The organism is Paenibacillus yanchengensis, from assembly GCF_042684845.1.
In the GTDB taxonomy this organism is placed as follows: domain Bacteria; phylum Bacillota; class Bacilli; order Paenibacillales; family Paenibacillaceae; genus Pristimantibacillus; species Pristimantibacillus yanchengensis.
Genome location: NZ_JBHUMH010000020.1, coordinates 1 through 20,056, shown reverse-complemented (window position 1 = coordinate 20,056; position 20,056 = coordinate 1). Strand labels below are relative to the sequence as shown.

Sequence of the window (20,056 nt, the reverse complement as noted above, 5' to 3'; positions counted from 1 at the left end):
ACTTTATTTTAAAGTTGATGCTATCATGTGATAAATTTACCAAAAGATATAAAGATATTAATAAAAAATTGAAATGAACAGTGTTAATATGGAAGCGTTACTAAGTAATTTGTCGGATTTTGTTGAATTATTAGATGATATACCTAAATTTGGGTATGTCTATTTTATAGGAGGGAAGTTGCTGAATAGAGACCTTTATTATGATTGAGGGAGGGATGGATAGTCTACTACGTTTTAATGAAGGAAAATGTGCATCAAAGTTAAAACTACAATTGAAACGGTATGGAGGTTTATTCAAAAAATGAATTCGCTTACAAAAAAACCCATAGTTAAAAAGGCAATGCTATTTACGATCATGTTATCGTTAATTACATCTATGTTTGTCGGACTGCCGAATAGCGAAGTAGCTGCTTATACGAAAACGAAAACGGTAAAGCTGGAACCGAGCACTATGGACAGAACATGGGATGGTTGGGGAACAGCATTAGTCTGGTTTGGTCATGCGACAGGTGGTTGGAAAACAGAACAAAGAGATAAACTAGTAGATGCTTTATATAGTGAAGAAGGACTAAACTATAATATCGCTCGTTATAATATCGGTGGTGGGGATGATCCTACACATACCCATATGCGTAAAGGTGGCGATGTACCGGGTTTTGCCACTGGTTTTGGTGAAGACGGAAAAATAGCATTCGATTTTACTGCAGATGCTAATCAGCGTTGGTGGCTGCAAGAGGCAAAAAAGCGTTGGGAGCAGAGAGATGAGACTTTTATAACAGAAGCGTTCTCTAACTCTCCCCCGTACTTTATGACAATTAGTGGATGTACAGCAGGTCATTGGGATGGAGGAACAAGTAATTTAGATCCGAAGCATTACCCAGATTTTGCTGAATATTTAGCTACCGTAGTAGAGCACTACAAAGAAGAGCATGGCATTACATTCGATACATTGTCTGTAGTAAACGAGCCAAATACTGACTATTGGTCAGCTAACAATAGACAAGAAGGTTCTCACTGGGATCCTTGGCAACAATCTTGGGTTATCTATGAGGCTTATCAAGCTTTAGTAGCTAAAGGATTAGCAGGCGAGGGAGTAGCCGACGAAGACGAAGTGAAGATAGCTGCCATGGATGAATCCATTATTGATACATTTTTAACGAATTGGGCGGAGTATGGGCAAGATACAAAAGATATCGTCTCTCAGTTTAATGTTCATGCTTATGGTGGAAGTAAACGACAAGAAGTAAGAGATCTAGCTAAACGAGAAAATAAAAAACTATGGATGTCGGAAGTAGATTTGGGACCAGGTGGTGTTCCGCATAATCACGAAGATATGGAACCAGGTCTTTCCCTTGCTTGGCAAATTATGACGGACGTCAGATGGTTTGAGCCAGAAGCTTGGGTGTTGTGGCAAGCAGTGGAAGAAGAACATAACATGCGTGAAGATAAAGAAAATATGAACTGGGGCTTAATTCATGCCGACTTTGATACAGAAGAATGGTGGTATACGAAAAAATACTACGCTATGGGGCAGTTCAGTAAATTCATTCCGCAAGGATCAAAGTTTTTTCAAAATAACGATTGGGATGAGCAATATACTTTAACTGCGTACAATGAGAAAGATAATGAAACAGTCATTGTCTATAGAAATCCAGATGACGAAGCAACACAAGTGACGTTTGATCTGTCTGAATTCGCTACTCCAGGAAAAGCAGTTAAAACTTACGTAACATCAGAGGATAAAAACTTAGCAGAAGGACAAACAGCAGTTATTGGTAATCAACTGTTTGCAGAAGTAGAAGGTAAATCGATTACGACATTTGTTATCGAAGGTGCTGCATACAAAGAGGGTGAGACTTCTACTAGTGCTGGAATGTTAGAAGCTTTACAAGCAGATCTAGCCGGTTATGAAGGTGCTGGAAGGGAAGATGTTGCATTTTTTACAGCACAAATTACTGCTGCATTAGAATCAAATGATGAAGTACAGCAATACGCTACGTTAGAAAATGTTTCGAAGGCATTTTTTGAGCTAAAGGCTGGTAAAATACCTCAATCTACGATGAATGTGTTGGCAAGTAGTGAAGAAATTGCTGGTAGCAATGAAGGAGCAGCGAATGCTATTGATGGTAAGACGAGTTCCATCTGGCATACTGCATGGGGAAAAGATAGCTTACCTGCAACGATGGAGTTTGATTTCGACTGGAACCGTGACGGTATCTATAAGCTAGAGTATGTACCTAGACAAGATAATTCATCCAATGGTGTAGCAACTGCTTATGAAGTTCATGTGGCAGATGACACAGGCGAGTACAAACTTGTTGCAAAAGGAGAATGGGCAGCTAATAAAGATGTAAAGATAGTCACTTTTAATGCTGTAAATGCAACTAAATTAAAATTGGTAATCACTGGTTCGCAGGATGGTAGCTATGCTTCCGCTGCCGAAATAAATGTGTATAGAAGCCCATCATTTGTAGTGAATACAAGTGAATTGCAAGCTGCTATAGAAGAAGCTAATAAGATAATAGAGCAAGCAGAGAGTGAAACAGATTATGCTAATTTGAGAGAAGTTGTTTCAATAGCAGAAGCGTTACGACAATCTTCGACTGCAACACAAGAAGCAATTGATCAAATGGTAGCAGATATACGACTAGTATTAAGTAAAGTTAATGAAATAAAAGTGGAAATTGCCTATGCACCGCAGGCGCATTACTCCACACCAATTGAACATATGGTCGATGGTAACGTATGGACAATGTACGAAAGTAATTGGGAATCGTCAGATAAAAGCTTTGAAGCAGGAGACTATATTGTTCTAGATCTAGGTAAAGCATACGAAGATGTGGGACAAATTATGTATTCACCGCGCCTTAATGGTGAAGCTCATGAAGTGGAAAATGGTCGTATGAAACAATACAGAATTTTCACTAGTGATCAAGACTTAAACTCCATTGAGTGGAATGGTTCTTCAGAGCAACTTGCTGAGCATTTTAAAATAGCCGGATTTGGGGGCATGGATGTAACCAAAGGATCTACTCAAACGATTACATTTGCGCCAAAAAAAGCTAGATATGTAGCTATTCAAGTGTTAAAAACAGGTGGTGACGGATCAACGTTATCGATAGGTGAACTTGCTGTAAGTAAGAGTACAGAGAATGAGTTTAATACAGCACGTGTTGATCAAGCGATCGAAAATTTAGATAAGATTTATAATGAGAGAACTGCTTATGTACAACATAAAATTAATGAGTATGTTGATGAAGCTAAACTAGAAAACGACAGATCATTGTTAACGAAAGAGGCTATTGAGCATTATGGCTATAAGTTAGAATCATTGTATGAAAAGTATAAAGAAAAGAAATACAATGTAACTGAATTTAAAAATGGCGAGACTTGGTATGACACAGAAGGTGAACCAATCCAAGCGCACGGTGCTAATATTATTTATGATGAGAATAAAAAACGTTACTATTGGTATGGGGAAGATAAAACAGAATCTAATCTAGGTGCTGGGTACGTACCAATGACGGGAGTTCACGCTTACTCGTCTACAGACTTATACAATTGGGAGAATGAAGGTATTGTTCTGCCAGTCTTTAATAACCCAAACTTAGGTGATGAGAGTTATGATGGTGAGAAAGTAAACGAAGCGGATATCCCTATGTATATTCATGAAGATGATGAGTTATACAAAACATCCGGTGTACCGTTTAATGCGGAACGACAGAAAGAAAAGAAAAAATATGTAGATAATTGGGAACGTGAGCGTCCTAATAATTCAGAAGCATATTTCGAAAACTTGACGGGCAATATGCGTTCTCCTGTAGAAACATTAAAGAAGCATAATACAAAAGATAGAATTAAAGCATTGAATGAATTGTATAAAAATCATTCATTAGAGGAGAAGCAAAACCTTTATCGTTTGTTCAATTGGGATAAAGTAGTGGAGCGACCGAAAGTAGTTTACAATGAAGACACCGGAAAATATATTATGTGGTGGCATCATGACGGTCCAATTGCTGGTGAATATTGGACAGCAGCAGGAGGAGTAGCTATTAGTGACTCGCCTACAGGCCCTTTTGAAGTATTAGATATTAAACGTCTACCTAATGATGATTGGGAAACACGGAATGATGGAATGCTGCGAGATATGACAGTATATGTTGATACAGACAAGACTGCATATTTGATTTATTCTTCCGAAGGTAATGCTACTACCATTATTATGAAATTAGATAAGACGTATACGAAACCAGCTACTGATGAGAATAAAAAATCCATTCAAGGTACGCACTGGGTAAAAGCGCATACAGCTTGGCGTGAAGCTCCAACTATGTTTAAGCAAGACGGCACTTATTATTCGATTACGTCAGGATTAACAGGTTGGAATCCTAATCCAGCAGAGTATCATATTGCACCAAATATATTTGGTCCATGGGAGTTAAAGGGTAACCCATTCAAAGATGATAAGAAAGGAACAACTCACGATAGTCAAAGTACATTTGTGTTACCGGTAAGAGATAATGCCGGGAAGATCATTCCTAATAAATTTATTTTTATGGCTGATCGTTGGAATCCAGATAAATTGACAGATTCACGTTATATTTGGTTCCCATTGCATCTAGATAGTGCCAACAAAGAAATCGCCATGGAATGGAAACAAAATTGGAATTTGAAAAAAGAATTTGGTATAACAGATGTAGAAAAAGATATATTTACAGTTACTTTTGATAGTAATGGTGGAAGTGATGTAGCACCAATCAAAGATGTAAAAAAAGGTTCCACTATTGCAGCGCCAGCAAAACCAGAGAAAGCAGGTCACACATTCCTAGGTTGGTATACAGCAGCTACAGGAGGAGATAAGTGGGATTTTGCTGTAAATAAAGTAAATAGTACGCTGACGTTATTTGCGCAGTGGAAGAAAGATGATGAGGTTACACCTGGTGGTGGCGCTGTGTATCCACCGTTTGTACCAGAAGAAAAACCTGATGGTAATGGCGGGACAGATGGTGAGGAAGGTAGCACGAAACCAGAACCAAAGGCAAACTTTACAGATACTACTCAGCACTGGGCAGAAGCATCGATTGCTCGTTTAGTAGAATTAGGCGCAGTTACGGGATATCCTGATCAGACGTTTAAGCCTGAACGTGCCATTACTCGTGCAGAGTTTACTGCATTGCTAGTAAGATTAGTTGCTCCAGATTTGACAGAAAAAATATCACATACGTACAAAGATCTAGCAGGTCATTATGCAGAAAATGCAATAGCTCAAGCCACATCATTAGGTATAGTGACAGGTTATCCAAATAACAGTTTCAAACCGAATGATCAAATGACAAGAGAGCAAATGGCAGTTATGCTTATGCGTGCTTTTGAATTAACAGATGGTGAAAAGAAAGATGTAACTTTTGTTGATAAGGAAACTATTTCAGCATGGGCTGTAGACGCTGTGACGAAAGCAAGTAACTTGGAAATCATTACTGGTTATCCAAATGGTAAATTTGCTCCAGCAGAAATAGCTACAAGAGCTCAAGCAGTTGTAATGTTAGACAGAGTGTTACAATTGTTAGGGAAGTAGTAGAAAAAAAGGAATAATTTCATAATGGAATGGTAGGAGGCTGAGCAAGACTAAATCAGCCTCCTATTTCTATTTGGGCATAGAAAGTACCGCTACTAGCTGAATTTTTCAGTAGTTAATATACTTATTTGAAAGCCTTTACATAACTAACCCAGTGTGCTAAGTTCATATTGGTCATAGATTATGACTAATTAAGAAGAGACGTGTGTATATGGCACCTTTAGATCGGTCATCTGTAATTTTGTTTTTTGTCATCATGTTTGTAATTGGTCTATGGTCGTATAGAAACTATAACAATTATTAGAGGAGAATAGAACATGAAACAAGTAGTGCGGGATCGGCTGAAATGTCACGTATATGAAACTAGAGATGAAATGGGGAAGCAGGCAGCATTAATAGCAGCGCAGCAATTGAAAGCAGTGTTAGCTAAACAGGAGGAAGCGAGAGTTATTTTTGCTTGTGCACCATCACAAAATGAAACGCTGCATTATTTGACAATGGAAGAAGGAATCGATTGGTCGCGAGTTGTCGGTTTTCATATGGATGAATATATCGGATTATCGCTTAATTCGGATCAATGGTTCAACATTTATTTGCAAAAGCATTTGTTGCAGAAAGTACAATTGAAACAATTTCACTTTATAGATGGAACGGTTGATCCAGAGACGATGATCGAAAACTACACGAAGTTGCTCGGCGAAAAGCCAATCGATCTCGTATGTCTCGGTATAGGTGAAAATGGTCATATTGCGTTTAATGATCCGCCCGTTGCTGATTTTGATGACCCACATCTTATAAAAAAAGTAGCATTAGACCCGTTCAGTAGACAGCAACAAGTTAATGATGGATGCTTTGCTACGCTGGATGAAGTGCCTACTCACGCTCTAAGTTTGACGATTCCGGCATTAATGCGTGCCAAACGGATGGTCTGTTCAGTACCCGGACCGACAAAAGCGATGGCTGTTCGTCATACGTTGTTTGATCCGATTACAGTAGCGTGCCCAGCGACTGTTATGCGTCGTCATGAACAAGCTTATTTGTTTGTGGATAAAGCTGCTTTTGTCGAGGCGAATCGTATATTCGAAGCAGGGGAATAATGGGTTCGAATTTACTGGGCATGCAAACTTAGCAGCTCAGGAGGTGTTCTTTTGGGCGGGCGGCTTATGCATGCAAGTGCTATATTAGATTGGTACATTAAAAGAAATTATAATAAAATCGTAGTATACTGAAGGAAGATGAAGTAAGGGAGATAGGGAGCTACTGATGGAAATAGTGAAAGGGACATCCATACTGCGAGAACGGAATAAACGTACGTTAATATCTCATATTCGTAGATTACGTGAAACGAGTAGGCAAGAATTAGTGAAGTTGATGAATGTTAGTAAAAATACGATATCGCTCATTGTAGAAGAATTGATTAAAGATGGTATTGTCGTAGAACGTGGTGGCGAAGAAGAACAGCAAAAAGGACGTCCGCGCATACGGATAGCACTGCATCCTGATGGTTACCGAGCAATCGGTATTAACGTGACTCCTTTTGAAATACAGTATCAAATCATTAATTATTATGGTGATGTACTAGAGGCCCAGCGAGTAGATACGGTAGGTAATCAAGCCGAACAAATCGTAGATCAAGTTGATCGAATCGTTGCGCAATTAATAGAAAAACATCATCGTTTGATCGGAATTGGGATTGCTATTCCCGGTATTGTTGATGCCCAAAACTTGCAAGTTGTTACGTCTATTTCGATGCAATGGTCAACCGTTTCCTTTCAAAAACTAGCGCGCTTTGCAATCCCAATTCACTTACAAAACAGTGTTAACATGGGTGCACTTGATGCCATGGATCGCCAATTGTTTATGGAAAGTGAAGCAGCTTTTTATATTCGAATTGGACATGGGGTAGGAGGGGCGTTCACATTTAAAGGGCAGCTAATTCAAGGGGCTAGCTTTACCGCAGGTGAAATTGGTCATCTAGCTATTGATCCGACGAAAGAAAAATGTAGCTGTGGACAAATTGGCTGTTTGGAAATGTTAGTAAAACATCAGGCGATCAAACAACAATTGCTAGCTATTAATGAGTCAGTAATAGAACAGAGTGAAATGATAATATTTGCTCAAGAACAATTAGAAAATGAACGTGTGCAACAAGTGATGAGTCAAGCGGGCACTAACGTTGGCAAAGCGTTGGTGTCGGTTATTCATCTTATTAATCCCGCCTACATTGTCATAGATAGCTCTTATAATCGATCTTCTGCCTTTGTGGCTAGTTGTCAAGCGGTGATGCATGCTGAGGCCATACCCGTAACAAGAAAAGCAGCGACTGTTTTATTCGACACGACAAGGAGCAACTTAGGAAAAGGTGCAGCGCTTTTTGCTATTTATCATTATGAACAAGCGCATGAATTACATTGATGGCGATTATGCCATTTAACAAACTTATAGGAGTAATCATATGAATAAACCTAACATAGCGGTAGTTGGTAGTTTAAATATGGATTTAGTTGTGACGGTAGATAGAATGCCTAAGATTGGGGAAACGTTACCCGGTGAAAGCTTGAAAATTATTCCTGGTGGCAAAGGTGCTAATCAAGCGATTAGTTGTGCAAAGCTAGGGGCGGATGTGTCGATGATCGGCGCGCTTGGTCATGATGCATTCGGAGAGCAAATATTAACCCAGTTAAACAATCACCATATGACTACAGATTATATTGCGATAACTAAGCAGGCACAAACCGGTACAGCTACAATACTGCATACGAAGGAAGATAATTGTATTGTGGCAGTGCCGGGAGCTAATGATCATTGTACTTCGACTTGGATTACGACACAGGATGCAGTTTGGAAGCAGAGTGATGTTTTATTGGTTCAATTGGAAATACCGATATCATCGGTGCAAACAGCATTAGAGCTTGCCCGCTTGCATCAGGTTAAAACGATTGTTAATCCAGCGCCAGCCAAACCGTTATCAGATGAAATGTTAGCGTTAGCTGATGTCTTTACTCCTAATGAAACAGAGTTTGAATTTTATTGTCAGTCTACGATTACTTCAGAGGAAGAATTGTTTTTTCATATGAAACGGTGGCAACAAAAATATGATCAACAGCTATTAATTGTAACGAGAGGCAAGCACGGCGTTTCTTATGTTGCTAATAATGAGATTGTAACGGTGCATGCACCTAAAAATGTAGCAGTTGTGGACACGACAGGGGCTGGAGATTGTTTGAACGGTGCACTTGCCTATGCGATAGCTAACGATTGGGAATTGCAAGATTGTCTAGTATTTGCTGTAGAAGCTGCATCACTGTCAGTAACGAAGTTTGGTGCACAGGCTGGAATGCCAACACTGGAAGAAGTACAGCAACGTGTAGCATTACGCAAGTAGACGGAGTGTCCACTAGATAATGACAACGTGATTATTAAAGAACGTATAAGCAGGAAATAAAAAAGCTAGATGGAAAAAGGCAATTGCAATGATTGCTACCTTTCTTCATCTAGCTTATTTAGTTATTGTTGATTTTGCCAAAGGCGTAGTCTGCTGCTTCCAAAGTTGCATCAATATCATTATCGGTATGAGCAATTGTCATAAACCAAGCTTCGTATTTGGATGGAGCTAGATTAATACCTTGCTCTAGCATCAGCTTGAAAAAGCGAGCAAATTGTTCTCCGTCTGAGCTAAGTGCTTCATCATAGTTAGTAACAGGATGATCGCAAAAATAAGTCGATAAGGAGCCAACAATTTGGTTTACGGTTAACGGGATGTCATGTTGTTTCGCAAGTTGACGCAAACCGACGGCAAGTTTGCTAGTTAATCGATCCATTTGCTCATATAAGCCGGGTTGTTGCAATACTTCCAGACAAGCGATACCTGCTGATATGGAAGCGGGATTACCTGCCATCGTACCTGCTTGGTAGGCTGGTCCGAGTGGAGCTACTTGCTCCATTATTTCTTTGCGCCCCCCATATGCACCGATCGGCAGTCCACCGCCAATGATTTTTCCTAGTGCTGTCAAATCAGGTTCGATTGCTTGAAAGTCAGGGAAGACGTTAAATGTTTGAGCTGAACCATAGTGAAAACGAAAGGCGCTAATTACTTCATCGTAGACGACGAGAGCTCCTACAGCTCGGGCTAGCTTACAGACACCTTCTAAATACCCTTCATGCGGCATAACCATGCCAAAGTTGCCTACAATGGGTTCAACCATTACAGCAGCTATATCATCGCCATACCGCTCCAGTGCTGTCTGAAGGGCAGGTAGGTCGTTAAAAGGAACGGTAATGACCTCTTGTGCAATGCTGATAGGTATACCGGCACTATCCGGTATGCCAAGTGTAGCTGGTCCAGAACCTGCTGCTACTAATACAAGATCAGAATGACCATGATAACAACCAGCAAACTTAATAATTTTATTACGTTTCGTATAAGCACGTGCTACTCTAATCGTTGTCATAACTGCTTCCGTACCAGAATTGACAAATCGAACTTTGTCCATGGAAGGAATAGCATCTTTTAACATTTTGGCAAGTGTAATTTCTAGCTCCGTTGGTGTACCGTATAATGTACCATTTTGAGCTGCTCGTATAATTGCTTCTGTAATATGTGGATGAGCATGTCCAGTAATAATCGGTCCATAGGCAGCCAAATAGTCAATATACTGGTGGCCATCTTCATCCCAGAAGTAAGCTCCTTGTGCTCGTTTCATAAATACGGGAGCTCCGCCACCAACTGCTCGATAAGAACGAGAGGGACTATTGACACCTCCGACGATATGCTGAAGCGCTTCGCTGTACAACTGCTCTGAAATTGGTCTATGTTTCATTGCGTATGGAAATCTCCTTTTTAGTTAGTTAGTTTGTGACGTACCTGTCGAATTGGCATCCTCTGTTGCTGTATTCGAATTCGGGTCGGTTTCTTCCAGAGCAGATTCGTCGGCCGCTAATATTTCCTGTACATATTGTTGCACTCTTTCAATGCTAGTAACAGCTAGAACAGAGCCAACACCATTAATCTTCTCGTCCGCTATCAAATGCATTGGCGGAACTTGTGCTGATCCAGCAATAGATAGATCAAGCCCTAGTTGTCCTAATTTTAATATATCTGCTGGCGTAATGTTCATATGCACGTATGGTTTAATACTATCTAAAATTTCTTTCATTTTGACGATATTCCAAGTGGACTTTAGCTCTTTTGCTACTGCCATCAAAAAATTACGTTGACGTTCTGTACGAGTGAAATCACTCATTTTATCATGACGGAAGCGAACATATTGTAATGCTTTATCACCATCTAATAGTTGGTAACCTTTGTCCAAATTAATATCATAGCGATTACCATCCGCATTATCGGTATAACGCATATTTTTTTCCACTTCAAAATAAATGCCGCCGATTGTGTCGATTAATGCTTTAAATCCTTCGAAATCGGTATAAACATAATATTGAATATCAAGACCGAGTAAATCCCCGGCAGTTTTCATAGCTAATTCCGGTCTACCAAGTGTAATAGCCGTATTAATCCGCCCTCTACCATGTCCTTCAATCGGCAAGTACGTATCGCGTAATATCGAAAATAGATGTGCTTTTTTTGTAACAGGATCAATTGACGCTACGAGCATCGAATCTGAACGAGCAAGTTCTCCTGGTTGTTGATCACGTGCATCGACACCAAGTAGCAAAATATTTACTCGCTCTTTACCTTCCCAGACAGGTACTTCGACAACTTCTTCTGGTTCTAACGAAGGAAATAATGGTTCGAATTCCGATTTACTTAAATCATTAATACCGTTATAAATGCCAACAGCCCAAACAGTAATTCCTCCAATTATAATAGCCAGTATAACAGCCAAGGTTATTAAAATAGGTTTACGCTTGGTATTCTTTGTTTTTTTTCGAGTTCTTGATCCGACTGTTCCATCCTTTTCATCCATTGCTTCCGTGTTTCTCCTTTCAAGCTAAACGCACAACGACGTGTACTGTTTACTTTCATATTCCAAGCAGCTATAGTTGTTACAATTATCGTCATAAGCTGACAAGGAAGATGTATGGTATCATAAAATTATAAGTCGTAACTACTTATTGTTGCAAGTGAATATCAAATTTCGCAGCAGATAGCACTATTTCCCAGGAAATGTCGAACAAAGCAATGATAAAGAAGGGAGCTGATCGATATGTCGATATTGACGATTGGTGAAAAAGCACCGGATTTTCAACTTACAGCGTCTAATGGAAAGCAAGTAAAATTATCTGATTATGTGGGACAGCAAGTTGTACTTTATTTCTATCCACGTAATATGACACCAACCTGTACGAAACAAGCATGCCAAATGCGTGATTATAACAGTCAATTTGCTACATACAATACCGTTGTGCTTGGCGTAAGTACAGATCCGATTGCTTCGCATCAACGATTTATTGAGAAGCATGAATTACCGTTTTTACTACTGGCAGATGAAGATCATTCGGTTGCAGAACAATATGGTGTTTGGCAACTGAAAAAGTTGTACGGACGCGAGTATATGGGGCTTGTACGTTCTACTTTTTTAATTGACACAGAAGGAAAATTGGCGCAGCAGTGGCTAAAAGTCCGTTTGAATGGTCATGTGGAAGAAGTAGTGGAAGCAGCGAAAACATTAGTTACTACATAGTAAATGTTATATCAACAAAGTGTTAGCGATAAAACCTAGCAAAAGTCAAATGGGGCAGTCCCGATTGGCTATTGCTAGGTTTTTTGTGTTTCTATTTGTATTTACGGTCATATATAGCAAATGGATGACTAAAAAGAAGAAGAATGGTCACACTATTAAAAAGTGCTAGAGTTCGGCTAGCCATTTCGTTGTAGTTGGACGTGCGTTTATATATGAGGGAAGAAAGAAGGGGATTTGGGATGGGTATTTCGAAGCAGGGAGAGCAAATAGTATTACAGCAGTTGTTTACGAGATTAGAAGAGCATTTACTAGGAAAACAAGCTATGATTCATCAATTTATAACCGTTTTATTAGCTGGCGGACATCTTCTGCTAGAAGACATTCCCGGTGTAGGAAAAACGATGCTCGTCCATACATTTGCTGAAGCAATTGGCGGACAGTTCAAACGCATTCAGTTTACGAATGATACGATGCCAACGGATGTTACTGGTGGATTAACGCTAACAGGTGAAGGATATGCTCTAGGATTCCGCCCTGGACCGATTATGGCGAATATCGTCTTAGCGGATGAAATTAATCGAGCGATGAGTAGAACGCAATCTGCTTTGTTAGAGGCAATGGAGGAAAGGACAGTAACAGTAGATGGGCGGACGTATGCCTTGCCCCAACCATTTATGCTAATTGCTACCCAAAATCCCCTTCATATGGAAGGGACGAATCGTTTGCCAGAAGCGCAGCTCGATCGGTTTATGGCAAAGCTATCGATTGGTTATCCGGCGGAGGAAGATGAAAAGCGGATGCTACAAAAGCTAGTAGCTGGCGATCAAAAGTATAGTTTTAAAGACGATGGTAAGAACATGTCAATTACCAATATAGAGACATGGTCCGCCATGCAGCAAGCGGTAAGTCAAATATATGTCGAGCATAGTTTGCTCCAACGAATGGTGAAAGTCGTTCACCAGACCCGTCATCATAAAGATACGATACTTGGCGTTAGTCCACGTGGTTCTAGAGATTGGTTGAAGGTAGCGCAAGCGAATGCTTACGTTGCTGGACGAGCTTACGTCATTCCAGAGGATATTGTAGAGACGGCAACGTATGTGTTGCCTCATCGTTTACAAATGCATAGCGGTGTTTCTAGATCAAACGCTAGTGTGACAGCAGCTTCTACAGCACCAGATAAAATCGCTTATATTAAACAGTTGCTACAAGAGCAATTTGCTTCTGTATATTGGCCAAAAGGTAATGCGCGATGAGCCGTACAAAGCGAAGGTTACCCATTCATAAGATGCGCCCATCTAAGCGCCCATTACGATCACGCTACCTAATATGGAGCGGTATTATAGTTATCTGGAGTGTAAGTTTATACGTTATTGTGAAGCAGCAACAATTAGCGTTAGCCTGGTTATTATTTGTTACCTGTAGCGTTCTCGTTGTTGTAAGTGGCCTGTTTCCAGCAATTGCTGCTATGCAGCTGCGGGCGACAAGGGAAATTGAAATAACCTATACAGATCATGGATTAAACGGGATGCAGCAACATGATCATCATGCTACTGCCTCTTCCGCAATTTGTATAGCAACTATTTCGATGAAACAGCGGTTCAAACAAGGTGGATTATGGTTAATGATCGAAGAGAAATTAACGAATGAAAGTGCAACCTCTCCTATGCTTAGAGAGCATTTGCAGACGTTGTTTTTACCGTTAAAGATGGAAAAACAATGGAAGCTAACGCAGCACTGGCCAGCGCTTAGCCGAGGAGAGTACAGGTTTGCTCCGCTGACTGTTTATGTTGGTGATTGGTTAGGATTAACGGTATGGAAACGACAATTGCATCCAGCCGCTACCTTCCTCGTTATGCCAGCCCCACTGACAGAATGGTCAGAACAATTATCGATTGTGAGCTGGCAGCGAGCATTGCAAGTAACTCGACAAAAAGTACCGTTACAAGGACAGCAAAGCATGCAAAGTACTTCATCTAGGTCAAGTGGTGGGGGAACGGAGTATCGAGCCTATACCGCTGGTGATCGTTTATTTTCGATTAATATGCATATGCTCGCTAGAGGGCAAGGGTTATATACGAAGCAATCTGAGCAATTAGAACAGACGCAGCGCTGTTACATACTGGATTTGTATGATGAAAGGCAAAAGGAACATGCGTCGGATAAGGCGCTGCTTATCGCAGACCGTTTGCTGAACCAAAAGATGGCGTGGTTGCTGCAACATATTCGAAGTAGTGTACAGCAAGCAGAGACAGCGATTGTTATTTTGCCAGAAAGACAATGGATGGTATCTCCATCGAACGAGATATTCGGTGAACTGGACAGCTCAGACGAACCATCATACATTCAGCAGCAGTTGGCGAAAGTGAAGTTGGAGCGTCAGCAAGTAAGTGCTACTAGTTGGTTGAAACTGTATGATTCCTTGTGGATACATCATGACTTTGATCAATTGGTACAAATCGTACATGTATACACGAGTGAAATAACAGTAACAGCGCGCTGGAAAATAGTTGCTGATCAATTAGCTGTAGACGATATTCAATTACATCTTCATGTCGTGATGTTATCGGATGAATGGACAGATGCGGTAGAGAACCATTGGACGAAGTTGCAAGATGTATGTGGCAATATGGATGTTTCATGGCTGTTTGTTTCGAATTAGTTTGGAGAGGGGGAAAAAATAGTGAATCAACAGTGGATCGCAAATAACGATCATATCGGTTACCGTATTTGCGTTAGCTTGCTTATGTACGGTTTGTACTTGCAATGGCCTCTACCATGGTTAACAGCATCTCACTGGCAATCGATGGAGACTATAATAGTCGTTATTATTTACCCTCTCCTCGTAATGTTGCTCAGTTTATGGCGCATGCCGCTGATGGTAGCAGCTATCGTCTATAGTAGTCTCATTGGAATTTGTTTAGCCCTTCTTTTCAAAAACGATCAAGCAACGCTTTGGAGTTGGATCTACGTATTAGTAGAAACATGGGGACGAGATATTTTCGCTATTTTTACTGGAGATTTATTAGTTATCTCCTCAGAATTGCAAACACTGTTACTATTGATCGGTGTGACGATGCTATTACCAGCTTTGCAGCAGTTTATATGGTGGAGACAATGGAGCTACTCGCTGTTTGCGGTGACATGCTTCTATTTGTTAGTCATTCAATTGTGGTTTGGGACATCTGTCTTTTATTACATGTGGTTAACGATAGTGATCGGATTGTTATTAGTAGCGATGACGACAATTTTACGAATACAACGACTGTTAGATGTGGAAAACATATCCGTACTCTCAGCAGCTCACGCACCGCTATCTACGCAACCACCAGCATATCGATCTGCTCCAATGCAAAAACGGCATACCGTATTAATGTCCAAAGGAAGCAAGTGGTGGCTACAAGTGGTTAGTATAATCGTAGTAATTGGTGGATTACCACTTTTTATTACGATGCAACAGGATAAACAGATGGAACAACCACAGTTTGTGGAAAATTGGAACGAACAACTGCTTTCTTTGATAGATAAAAGTTTTCGTCCATCGGAACCATTAGCTATTCCGGCTAGTGCAGCCGTGAATTTGGCAGGGAACAATCAAGCAACTAAAGTAGTTTCCGGCTATAGTTTTCATGACAATGAACTAGGCGCTCCCTTTCAAAACGATAATCGAACGTTATTTTATGGGCAGTCTGCTATAGAAACGTATTGGCGAGGGGAAACGAAAAGTTACTATGATGGGCGCGGATGGCAGTTTTCACCAGAAGAGTTGCAGCGTGATGCTGTGCAAATTGGAGCGTTTGGGCTGGGAGAACAGAGAGAGCATACAGAACAAGCAGATGGAATGACTGGACAATGGGTCGAGCAGACGATTACTTTTGTACAACCACAAGTAGGGCTGCCTTTGTTTTCGGCTAGTGAACAAGCGCAATTAGTCAATGTTGGCACAGATGACACTACATTAGCAAGTGCTAATTATTACGTTAATGCTACAAGTGGTGCCATGTATATGGCGAGTAGAAATGCGCCAGTACAGCAATATACAACGCGTAGCTACCTAACGCCTTTATCAGCGTTGCAGCAGCAAATCCATCATAATAACGAACCAGTGATTGATATAGCGTCTTATGTGCAGTTGCCTAAAGATATTCCTCAGCGAGTACAAGCTCTTGCAGCTGATATCGTAAGTAACGTAGACAAGGAAGGCGAACAAGAACGTTATAAGCAAGTAAAAGCGATTGAGCATTATTTACAACAGCAATATACTTATACACGGGATGAAACGGAAGTGCCACCAGCGGAAGTTGATTTTGTGGATCATTTTTTGTTTGAACAACAAAGTGGATATTGTGTGCATTTTTCAAGTGCGATGGTAGTCATGTTACGGACTCTCGATATTCCTGCTCGTTGGGTAAAGGGATTTACTCCCGGTACGTTAACTTCACTATCGGAACAAGCGGTGTATGAAGTGAATAACGCTAATGCACATGCATGGGTAGAAGTATATTTTGATAATGTCGGCTGGCTGCCTTTTGAACCTACACCTGGTTATAACGGAGCCTTACTTGGAGCTGGAGAAGAGCTAGCGTTAGCTGAAGCTATGGCTGCGAGTACAGTAGTTGATCCAGCGATTTCTTCAGAGTCAAACCATGACAAAGTGCTATGGATGACACTGATTGTTATGATCGTGTTAGTTACTTTGTTTGTCGGAATAGCTGTGTGGCGGAAAATAAAAACGAAATGGACAGTATCGTTAGCGTTATTGTTATACGCACGCAGCTACAAGCAATATAATTTTTGGCAGACTCGCTGGCATAAGTTAGACTCTCAGAATAACAATTCCCAGGTGAAACGAGCAAAGATAGAACAGAAACTGACAAACTTGAATCGTACAATAGAACGTCATTATATGAAAGTGATACAATATATGTGGCAGCAAGTCGATCACACCTATGTCATAAAAGAAAGTAGAAGGATACGAGCAGAAGAGGTAGTAACATGGCAGCAGAAGCGAACGATGCTGTCCCCATTGCTTGACATGCAACAACAACAAATAATGCAGCAGCTGATGTTGTGGTACGATGAAGTGAAGTTTGCTCCTATTGAAAAGGGTAAGCGATGGCAGTCGGCTCCTGAACCGCGAGAGTTACATATTTTCATTCAACATCTGTTGCGCAATCAATCCGGCATCAAAATAAGTCATGAGCAATCGCTGCATCAACGAATGTAGCGATTACTCGTGATAATAGCGTTTACCAAGTTTATAGGCTTATTCCTTTATTCCAATCATATCCAATTGCTTGCAAAAATGCGCGTGCAATAATTATGTGTCCTGTAGTATGTGGATGAACACGATCAGCTGCAAGTATAGTAGAATAGAGATGTTGCAAAACTTGGTCGAAAGCAGCTTGTACATCGACGAATAGAACTTTTTGTTCAGTGGCAACTCGGTGAGCTATAGCGGAATATGTATCCATTTTGGCACGCATCGGATCTTCCTTATTCACTTCTAAGTAAAAAGGAGATAGCACAATGGTCCCTTGTACTTTCGATTTTGTGTCAACAATAAGCTGTCGTAACGTTTGCTCATATTCCTCTTCGTATACGTGCTTTTCTGGCATCGTTGGTGAGTCGAATTGACGCCATACATCATTTATACCGATACTGATTGCTAACCAATCGGGTCGATGAGCGATAACATCTTCTTGCCAGCGGTTTTTTAAATCACGAACAGTATTACCACCGATGCCTTGATTTATAGTATGAATCTCTAGCTCTGGATAAGTACTGCGCAGAAACGCTTGAATCAATGAAACATATCCTGTGCCCAGTAGTGCATCATTTCCTTCAGCCATCGGTCTTGCTCGTCCGCAATCTGTAATGGAATCACCAATAAAAAGTAATCGTTGACCTTTACTTAACAGCATGTGAATAAATCCCCTCTCTGTTTTTCATTATGATGTAAAACGGAAATATGGAACATATTAACTAATGAAGTGCACTCATCCTAAGTTAAGCATAATAATAACGATGTTACAATTGCAAAAATGTGAAATGAACGATGAAAAGGTGTCATTTTTACTGTTGACCTTGACGGTATGGAACGGCGTTTTATATAATTACTACATTAATCGTGGGAGGCTCGGTAATGATAAAGCAAACTGAAATGATCGTCGTATTAGATTTTGGCGGACAGTACAATCAATTGATTGCACGTCGTATTCGTGATTTAGGAGTATATAGTGAACTTTTGCCACACACAACAACGGTGGAGCGGATTCGTGAATTGCAACCTAAAGGAATTATTTTTTCTGGTGGACCTAATAGTGCATATGAAGCTAATTCTCCATTAGTAGATCCAGCTATATATGATCTTAATATTCCAATTCTAGGTATTTGCTATGGTATGCAAATGATTGCTTTACAGCTCGGTGGTAAAGTAGAGCAAGCAGGGAAACGTGAATATGGCAAAGCTCAAGTAACCTTTACGGCAGCAGATAAATTGGCAAAAGGGTTGGAAGTAGAGCAAACAGTTTGGATGAGTCATAGTGATCTGGTTAGCGAAGCGCCTGCTGGTTTTAACGTTGATGCTAGTACATCGCATGCACCAATTGCGGCAATGAGTAACGTGGAGCGTCACATTTATGCTGTACAGTTCCATCCAGAAGTGCAGCATACAGTACATGGAAATGAAATTTTACGTAATTTCTTATATGAAGTATGTCAAACTAGTGGATCATGGACGACAGAATCTTTTATTGAAGATGCAATTGCCGATATCCGTCAACAAGTTGGAGACAAAAAAGTATTGTGCGCACTGTCTGGCGGGGTAGATTCCTCTGTTGTAGCTATCCTGTTACACCAAGCAATTGGCGAACAACTTACTTGTATGTTTATCGATCACGGATTACTTCGCAAAGGTGAAGCAGAAAGTGTTATGGAAACATTTGTCGGTAAATTCGATATGCAAGTCATTAAAATAGATGCTAGAGAGCGTTTCTTGGGTAAACTAGCTGGCGTGGACGATCCAGAGCAAAAACGTAAAATTATCGGAAATGAATTTATCTATGTGTTTGATGAAGAATCAAGCAAATTAGATGATTATCAATATTTGGCACAAGGTACATTGTATACGGACATCGTGGAAAGTGGAACAGCTACATCACAAACGATCAAATCGCACCATAACGTCGGTGGTTTGCCAGACGATATTAATTTTGAACTAGTCGAGCCACTTAAAGCATTGTTTAAAGATGAAGTACGTAGAGTAGGGGAAGAATGTGGTTTGCCACGAGAAATCGTATGGCGTCAACCATTCCCAGGTCCAGGACTTGCAATTCGCGTACTAGGCGAAGTAACAGAGGACAAGCTACTTATCGTTCGTGAATCCGATGCGATCTTGCGTGATGAAATTGCAAAAGCCGGTCTTGATCGTGAAATATGGCAGTACTTCACGGCATTACCTAACATGAAATCTGTTGGCGTCATGGGCGATACTCGGACGTATTCCTACACCGTAGGTATCCGTGCCGTTACATCCATCGACGGCATGACTGCCGATTGGGCACGTATCCCATGGGACGTATTGGAGAAAATCTCTGTACGTATCGTTAATGAAGTGGACAACGTGAACCGTGTTATTTATGATATTACATCGAAGCCACCGGCAACGATTGAGTGGGAGTAGTAAACAAAAACACCCTAAGTCCTTGTTTTATGAAGTGCTCCCTGTCAAGTGGACAGTGTAAAAAACAAAAATAGTTAGGTTAGATACCTCGGCTCGTTTTAACAGAGCTGAGGTTCTTTTCGTTACGCAGCTCTTCGGTATTCGTTAGGTGAA

12 protein-coding genes are annotated in these 20,056 nt (G+C 40.5%); 9 read left to right on the top strand and 3 right to left on the bottom strand.

What is annotated here, in order from left to right; genetic code table 11:
* Positions 1-301 precede the first annotated feature (301 nt).
* The 4 genes from ACFSTH_RS09580 to rbsK all read left to right on the top strand — a co-directional run bounded on the left by ACFSTH_RS09580 (position 302) and on the right by rbsK (position 8,960).
* Complete coding sequence (locus ACFSTH_RS09580; RefSeq protein WP_377770489.1) at positions 302-5,575, top strand: S-layer homology domain-containing protein; 5,274 nt, start codon at positions 302-304, stop codon at positions 5,573-5,575.
* A gap of 317 nt (positions 5,576-5,892) precedes the next feature.
* Positions 5,893-6,672, top strand: a complete 780-nt coding sequence (locus tag ACFSTH_RS09575) for a glucosamine-6-phosphate deaminase (protein ID WP_377770491.1) — start codon at positions 5,893-5,895, stop codon at positions 6,670-6,672.
* A gap of 166 nt (positions 6,673-6,838) precedes the next feature.
* Positions 6,839-7,990 carry an ROK family transcriptional regulator gene (locus ACFSTH_RS09570; protein ID WP_377770493.1) on the top strand — a complete coding sequence of 384 codons (1,152 nt, stop codon included), beginning with the start codon at positions 6,839-6,841 and terminating at the stop codon, positions 7,988-7,990.
* A 40-nt stretch (positions 7,991-8,030) separates the two neighbouring features.
* A complete protein-coding gene (rbsK, locus tag ACFSTH_RS09565) occupies positions 8,031-8,960 on the top strand; it encodes a ribokinase (protein ID WP_377770495.1) in 930 nt (309 codons plus the stop codon).
* 118 nt (positions 8,961-9,078) lie between these two features.
* Here rbsK and ACFSTH_RS09560 read toward each other — a convergent pair whose 3' ends face one another.
* A complete protein-coding gene (locus tag ACFSTH_RS09560) occupies positions 9,079-10,395 on the bottom strand; it encodes a glutamate-1-semialdehyde 2,1-aminomutase (RefSeq protein ID WP_377770497.1) in 1,317 nt (438 codons plus the stop codon).
* Between the two features lie 24 nt (positions 10,396-10,419).
* Positions 10,420-11,502: an LCP family protein gene (locus ACFSTH_RS09555; RefSeq protein WP_377770499.1), complete on the bottom strand. Its 1,083-nt coding sequence runs from the start codon at positions 11,500-11,502 to the stop codon at positions 10,420-10,422.
* A 240-nt stretch (positions 11,503-11,742) separates the two neighbouring features.
* Between ACFSTH_RS09555 and bcp the strand changes: the two genes are divergently transcribed.
* The 4 genes from bcp (at position 11,743) to ACFSTH_RS09535 (ending at position 17,446) form a co-directional block, all read left to right on the top strand.
* Complete coding sequence (gene bcp / locus ACFSTH_RS09550; RefSeq protein ID WP_377770501.1) at positions 11,743-12,219, top strand: thioredoxin-dependent thiol peroxidase; 477 nt, start codon at positions 11,743-11,745, stop codon at positions 12,217-12,219.
* A 239-nt stretch (positions 12,220-12,458) separates the two neighbouring features.
* Complete coding sequence (locus ACFSTH_RS09545; protein WP_377770503.1) at positions 12,459-13,475, top strand: AAA family ATPase; 1,017 nt, start codon at positions 12,459-12,461, stop codon at positions 13,473-13,475.
* Entirely contained in the window at positions 13,472-14,881 is a 1,410-nt protein-coding gene (locus ACFSTH_RS09540) for a DUF58 domain-containing protein (protein WP_377770505.1), read from the top strand. Before ACFSTH_RS09545 ends, ACFSTH_RS09540 begins: the two co-directional genes overlap by 4 nt.
* 21 nt (positions 14,882-14,902) lie before the next feature.
* On the top strand, positions 14,903-17,446 hold the full coding sequence (locus ACFSTH_RS09535) for a transglutaminase domain-containing protein (RefSeq protein WP_377770507.1): 2,544 nt from the start codon (positions 14,903-14,905) through the stop codon (positions 17,444-17,446).
* Positions 17,447-17,477: 31 nt separating this feature from the next.
* On the opposite strand, the gene ACFSTH_RS09530 is transcribed toward ACFSTH_RS09535, so the two are convergent.
* On the bottom strand, positions 17,478-18,143 hold the full coding sequence (locus tag ACFSTH_RS09530) for an SGNH/GDSL hydrolase family protein (RefSeq protein ID WP_377770509.1): 666 nt from the start codon (positions 18,141-18,143) through the stop codon (positions 17,478-17,480).
* A 221-nt stretch (positions 18,144-18,364) separates the two neighbouring features.
* On the opposite strand from ACFSTH_RS09530, the gene guaA reads away from it, so the two are divergent.
* Positions 18,365-19,903 (top strand): glutamine-hydrolyzing GMP synthase, encoded by a 1,539-nt coding sequence (gene guaA / locus ACFSTH_RS09525; RefSeq protein ID WP_377770511.1) that lies wholly within the window; start codon positions 18,365-18,367, stop codon positions 19,901-19,903.
* The last annotated feature ends 153 nt before the right edge of the window (positions 19,904-20,056 follow it).

Excerpts from the sequence above, each read along its gene's own strand:
- ACFSTH_RS09560 (WP_377770497.1), bottom strand. The coding sequence starts at position 10,395 with ATGAAACATAGACCAATTTCAGAGCAGTTGTACAGCGAAGCGCTTCAG.
- ACFSTH_RS09555 (WP_377770499.1), bottom strand. The coding sequence starts at position 11,502 with ATGGATGAAAAGGATGGAACAGTCGGATCAAGAACTCGAAAAAAAACA.
- ACFSTH_RS09530 (WP_377770509.1), bottom strand. The coding sequence starts at position 18,143 with ATGCTGTTAAGTAAAGGTCAACGATTACTTTTTATTGGTGATTCCATT.
- ACFSTH_RS09540 (WP_377770505.1), top strand. The coding sequence starts at position 13,472 with ATGAGCCGTACAAAGCGAAGGTTACCCATTCATAAGATGCGCCCATCT.
- ACFSTH_RS09570 (WP_377770493.1), top strand. The coding sequence starts at position 6,839 with ATGGAAATAGTGAAAGGGACATCCATACTGCGAGAACGGAATAAACGT.
- ACFSTH_RS09580 (WP_377770489.1), top strand. The coding sequence starts at position 302 with ATGAATTCGCTTACAAAAAAACCCATAGTTAAAAAGGCAATGCTATTT.
- ACFSTH_RS09545 (WP_377770503.1), top strand. The coding sequence starts at position 12,459 with ATGGGTATTTCGAAGCAGGGAGAGCAAATAGTATTACAGCAGTTGTTT.
- guaA (WP_377770511.1), top strand. The coding sequence starts at position 18,365 with ATGATAAAGCAAACTGAAATGATCGTCGTATTAGATTTTGGCGGACAG.
- rbsK (WP_377770495.1), top strand. The coding sequence starts at position 8,031 with ATGAATAAACCTAACATAGCGGTAGTTGGTAGTTTAAATATGGATTTA.
- bcp (WP_377770501.1), top strand. The coding sequence starts at position 11,743 with ATGTCGATATTGACGATTGGTGAAAAAGCACCGGATTTTCAACTTACA.
- ACFSTH_RS09575 (WP_377770491.1), top strand. The coding sequence starts at position 5,893 with ATGAAACAAGTAGTGCGGGATCGGCTGAAATGTCACGTATATGAAACT.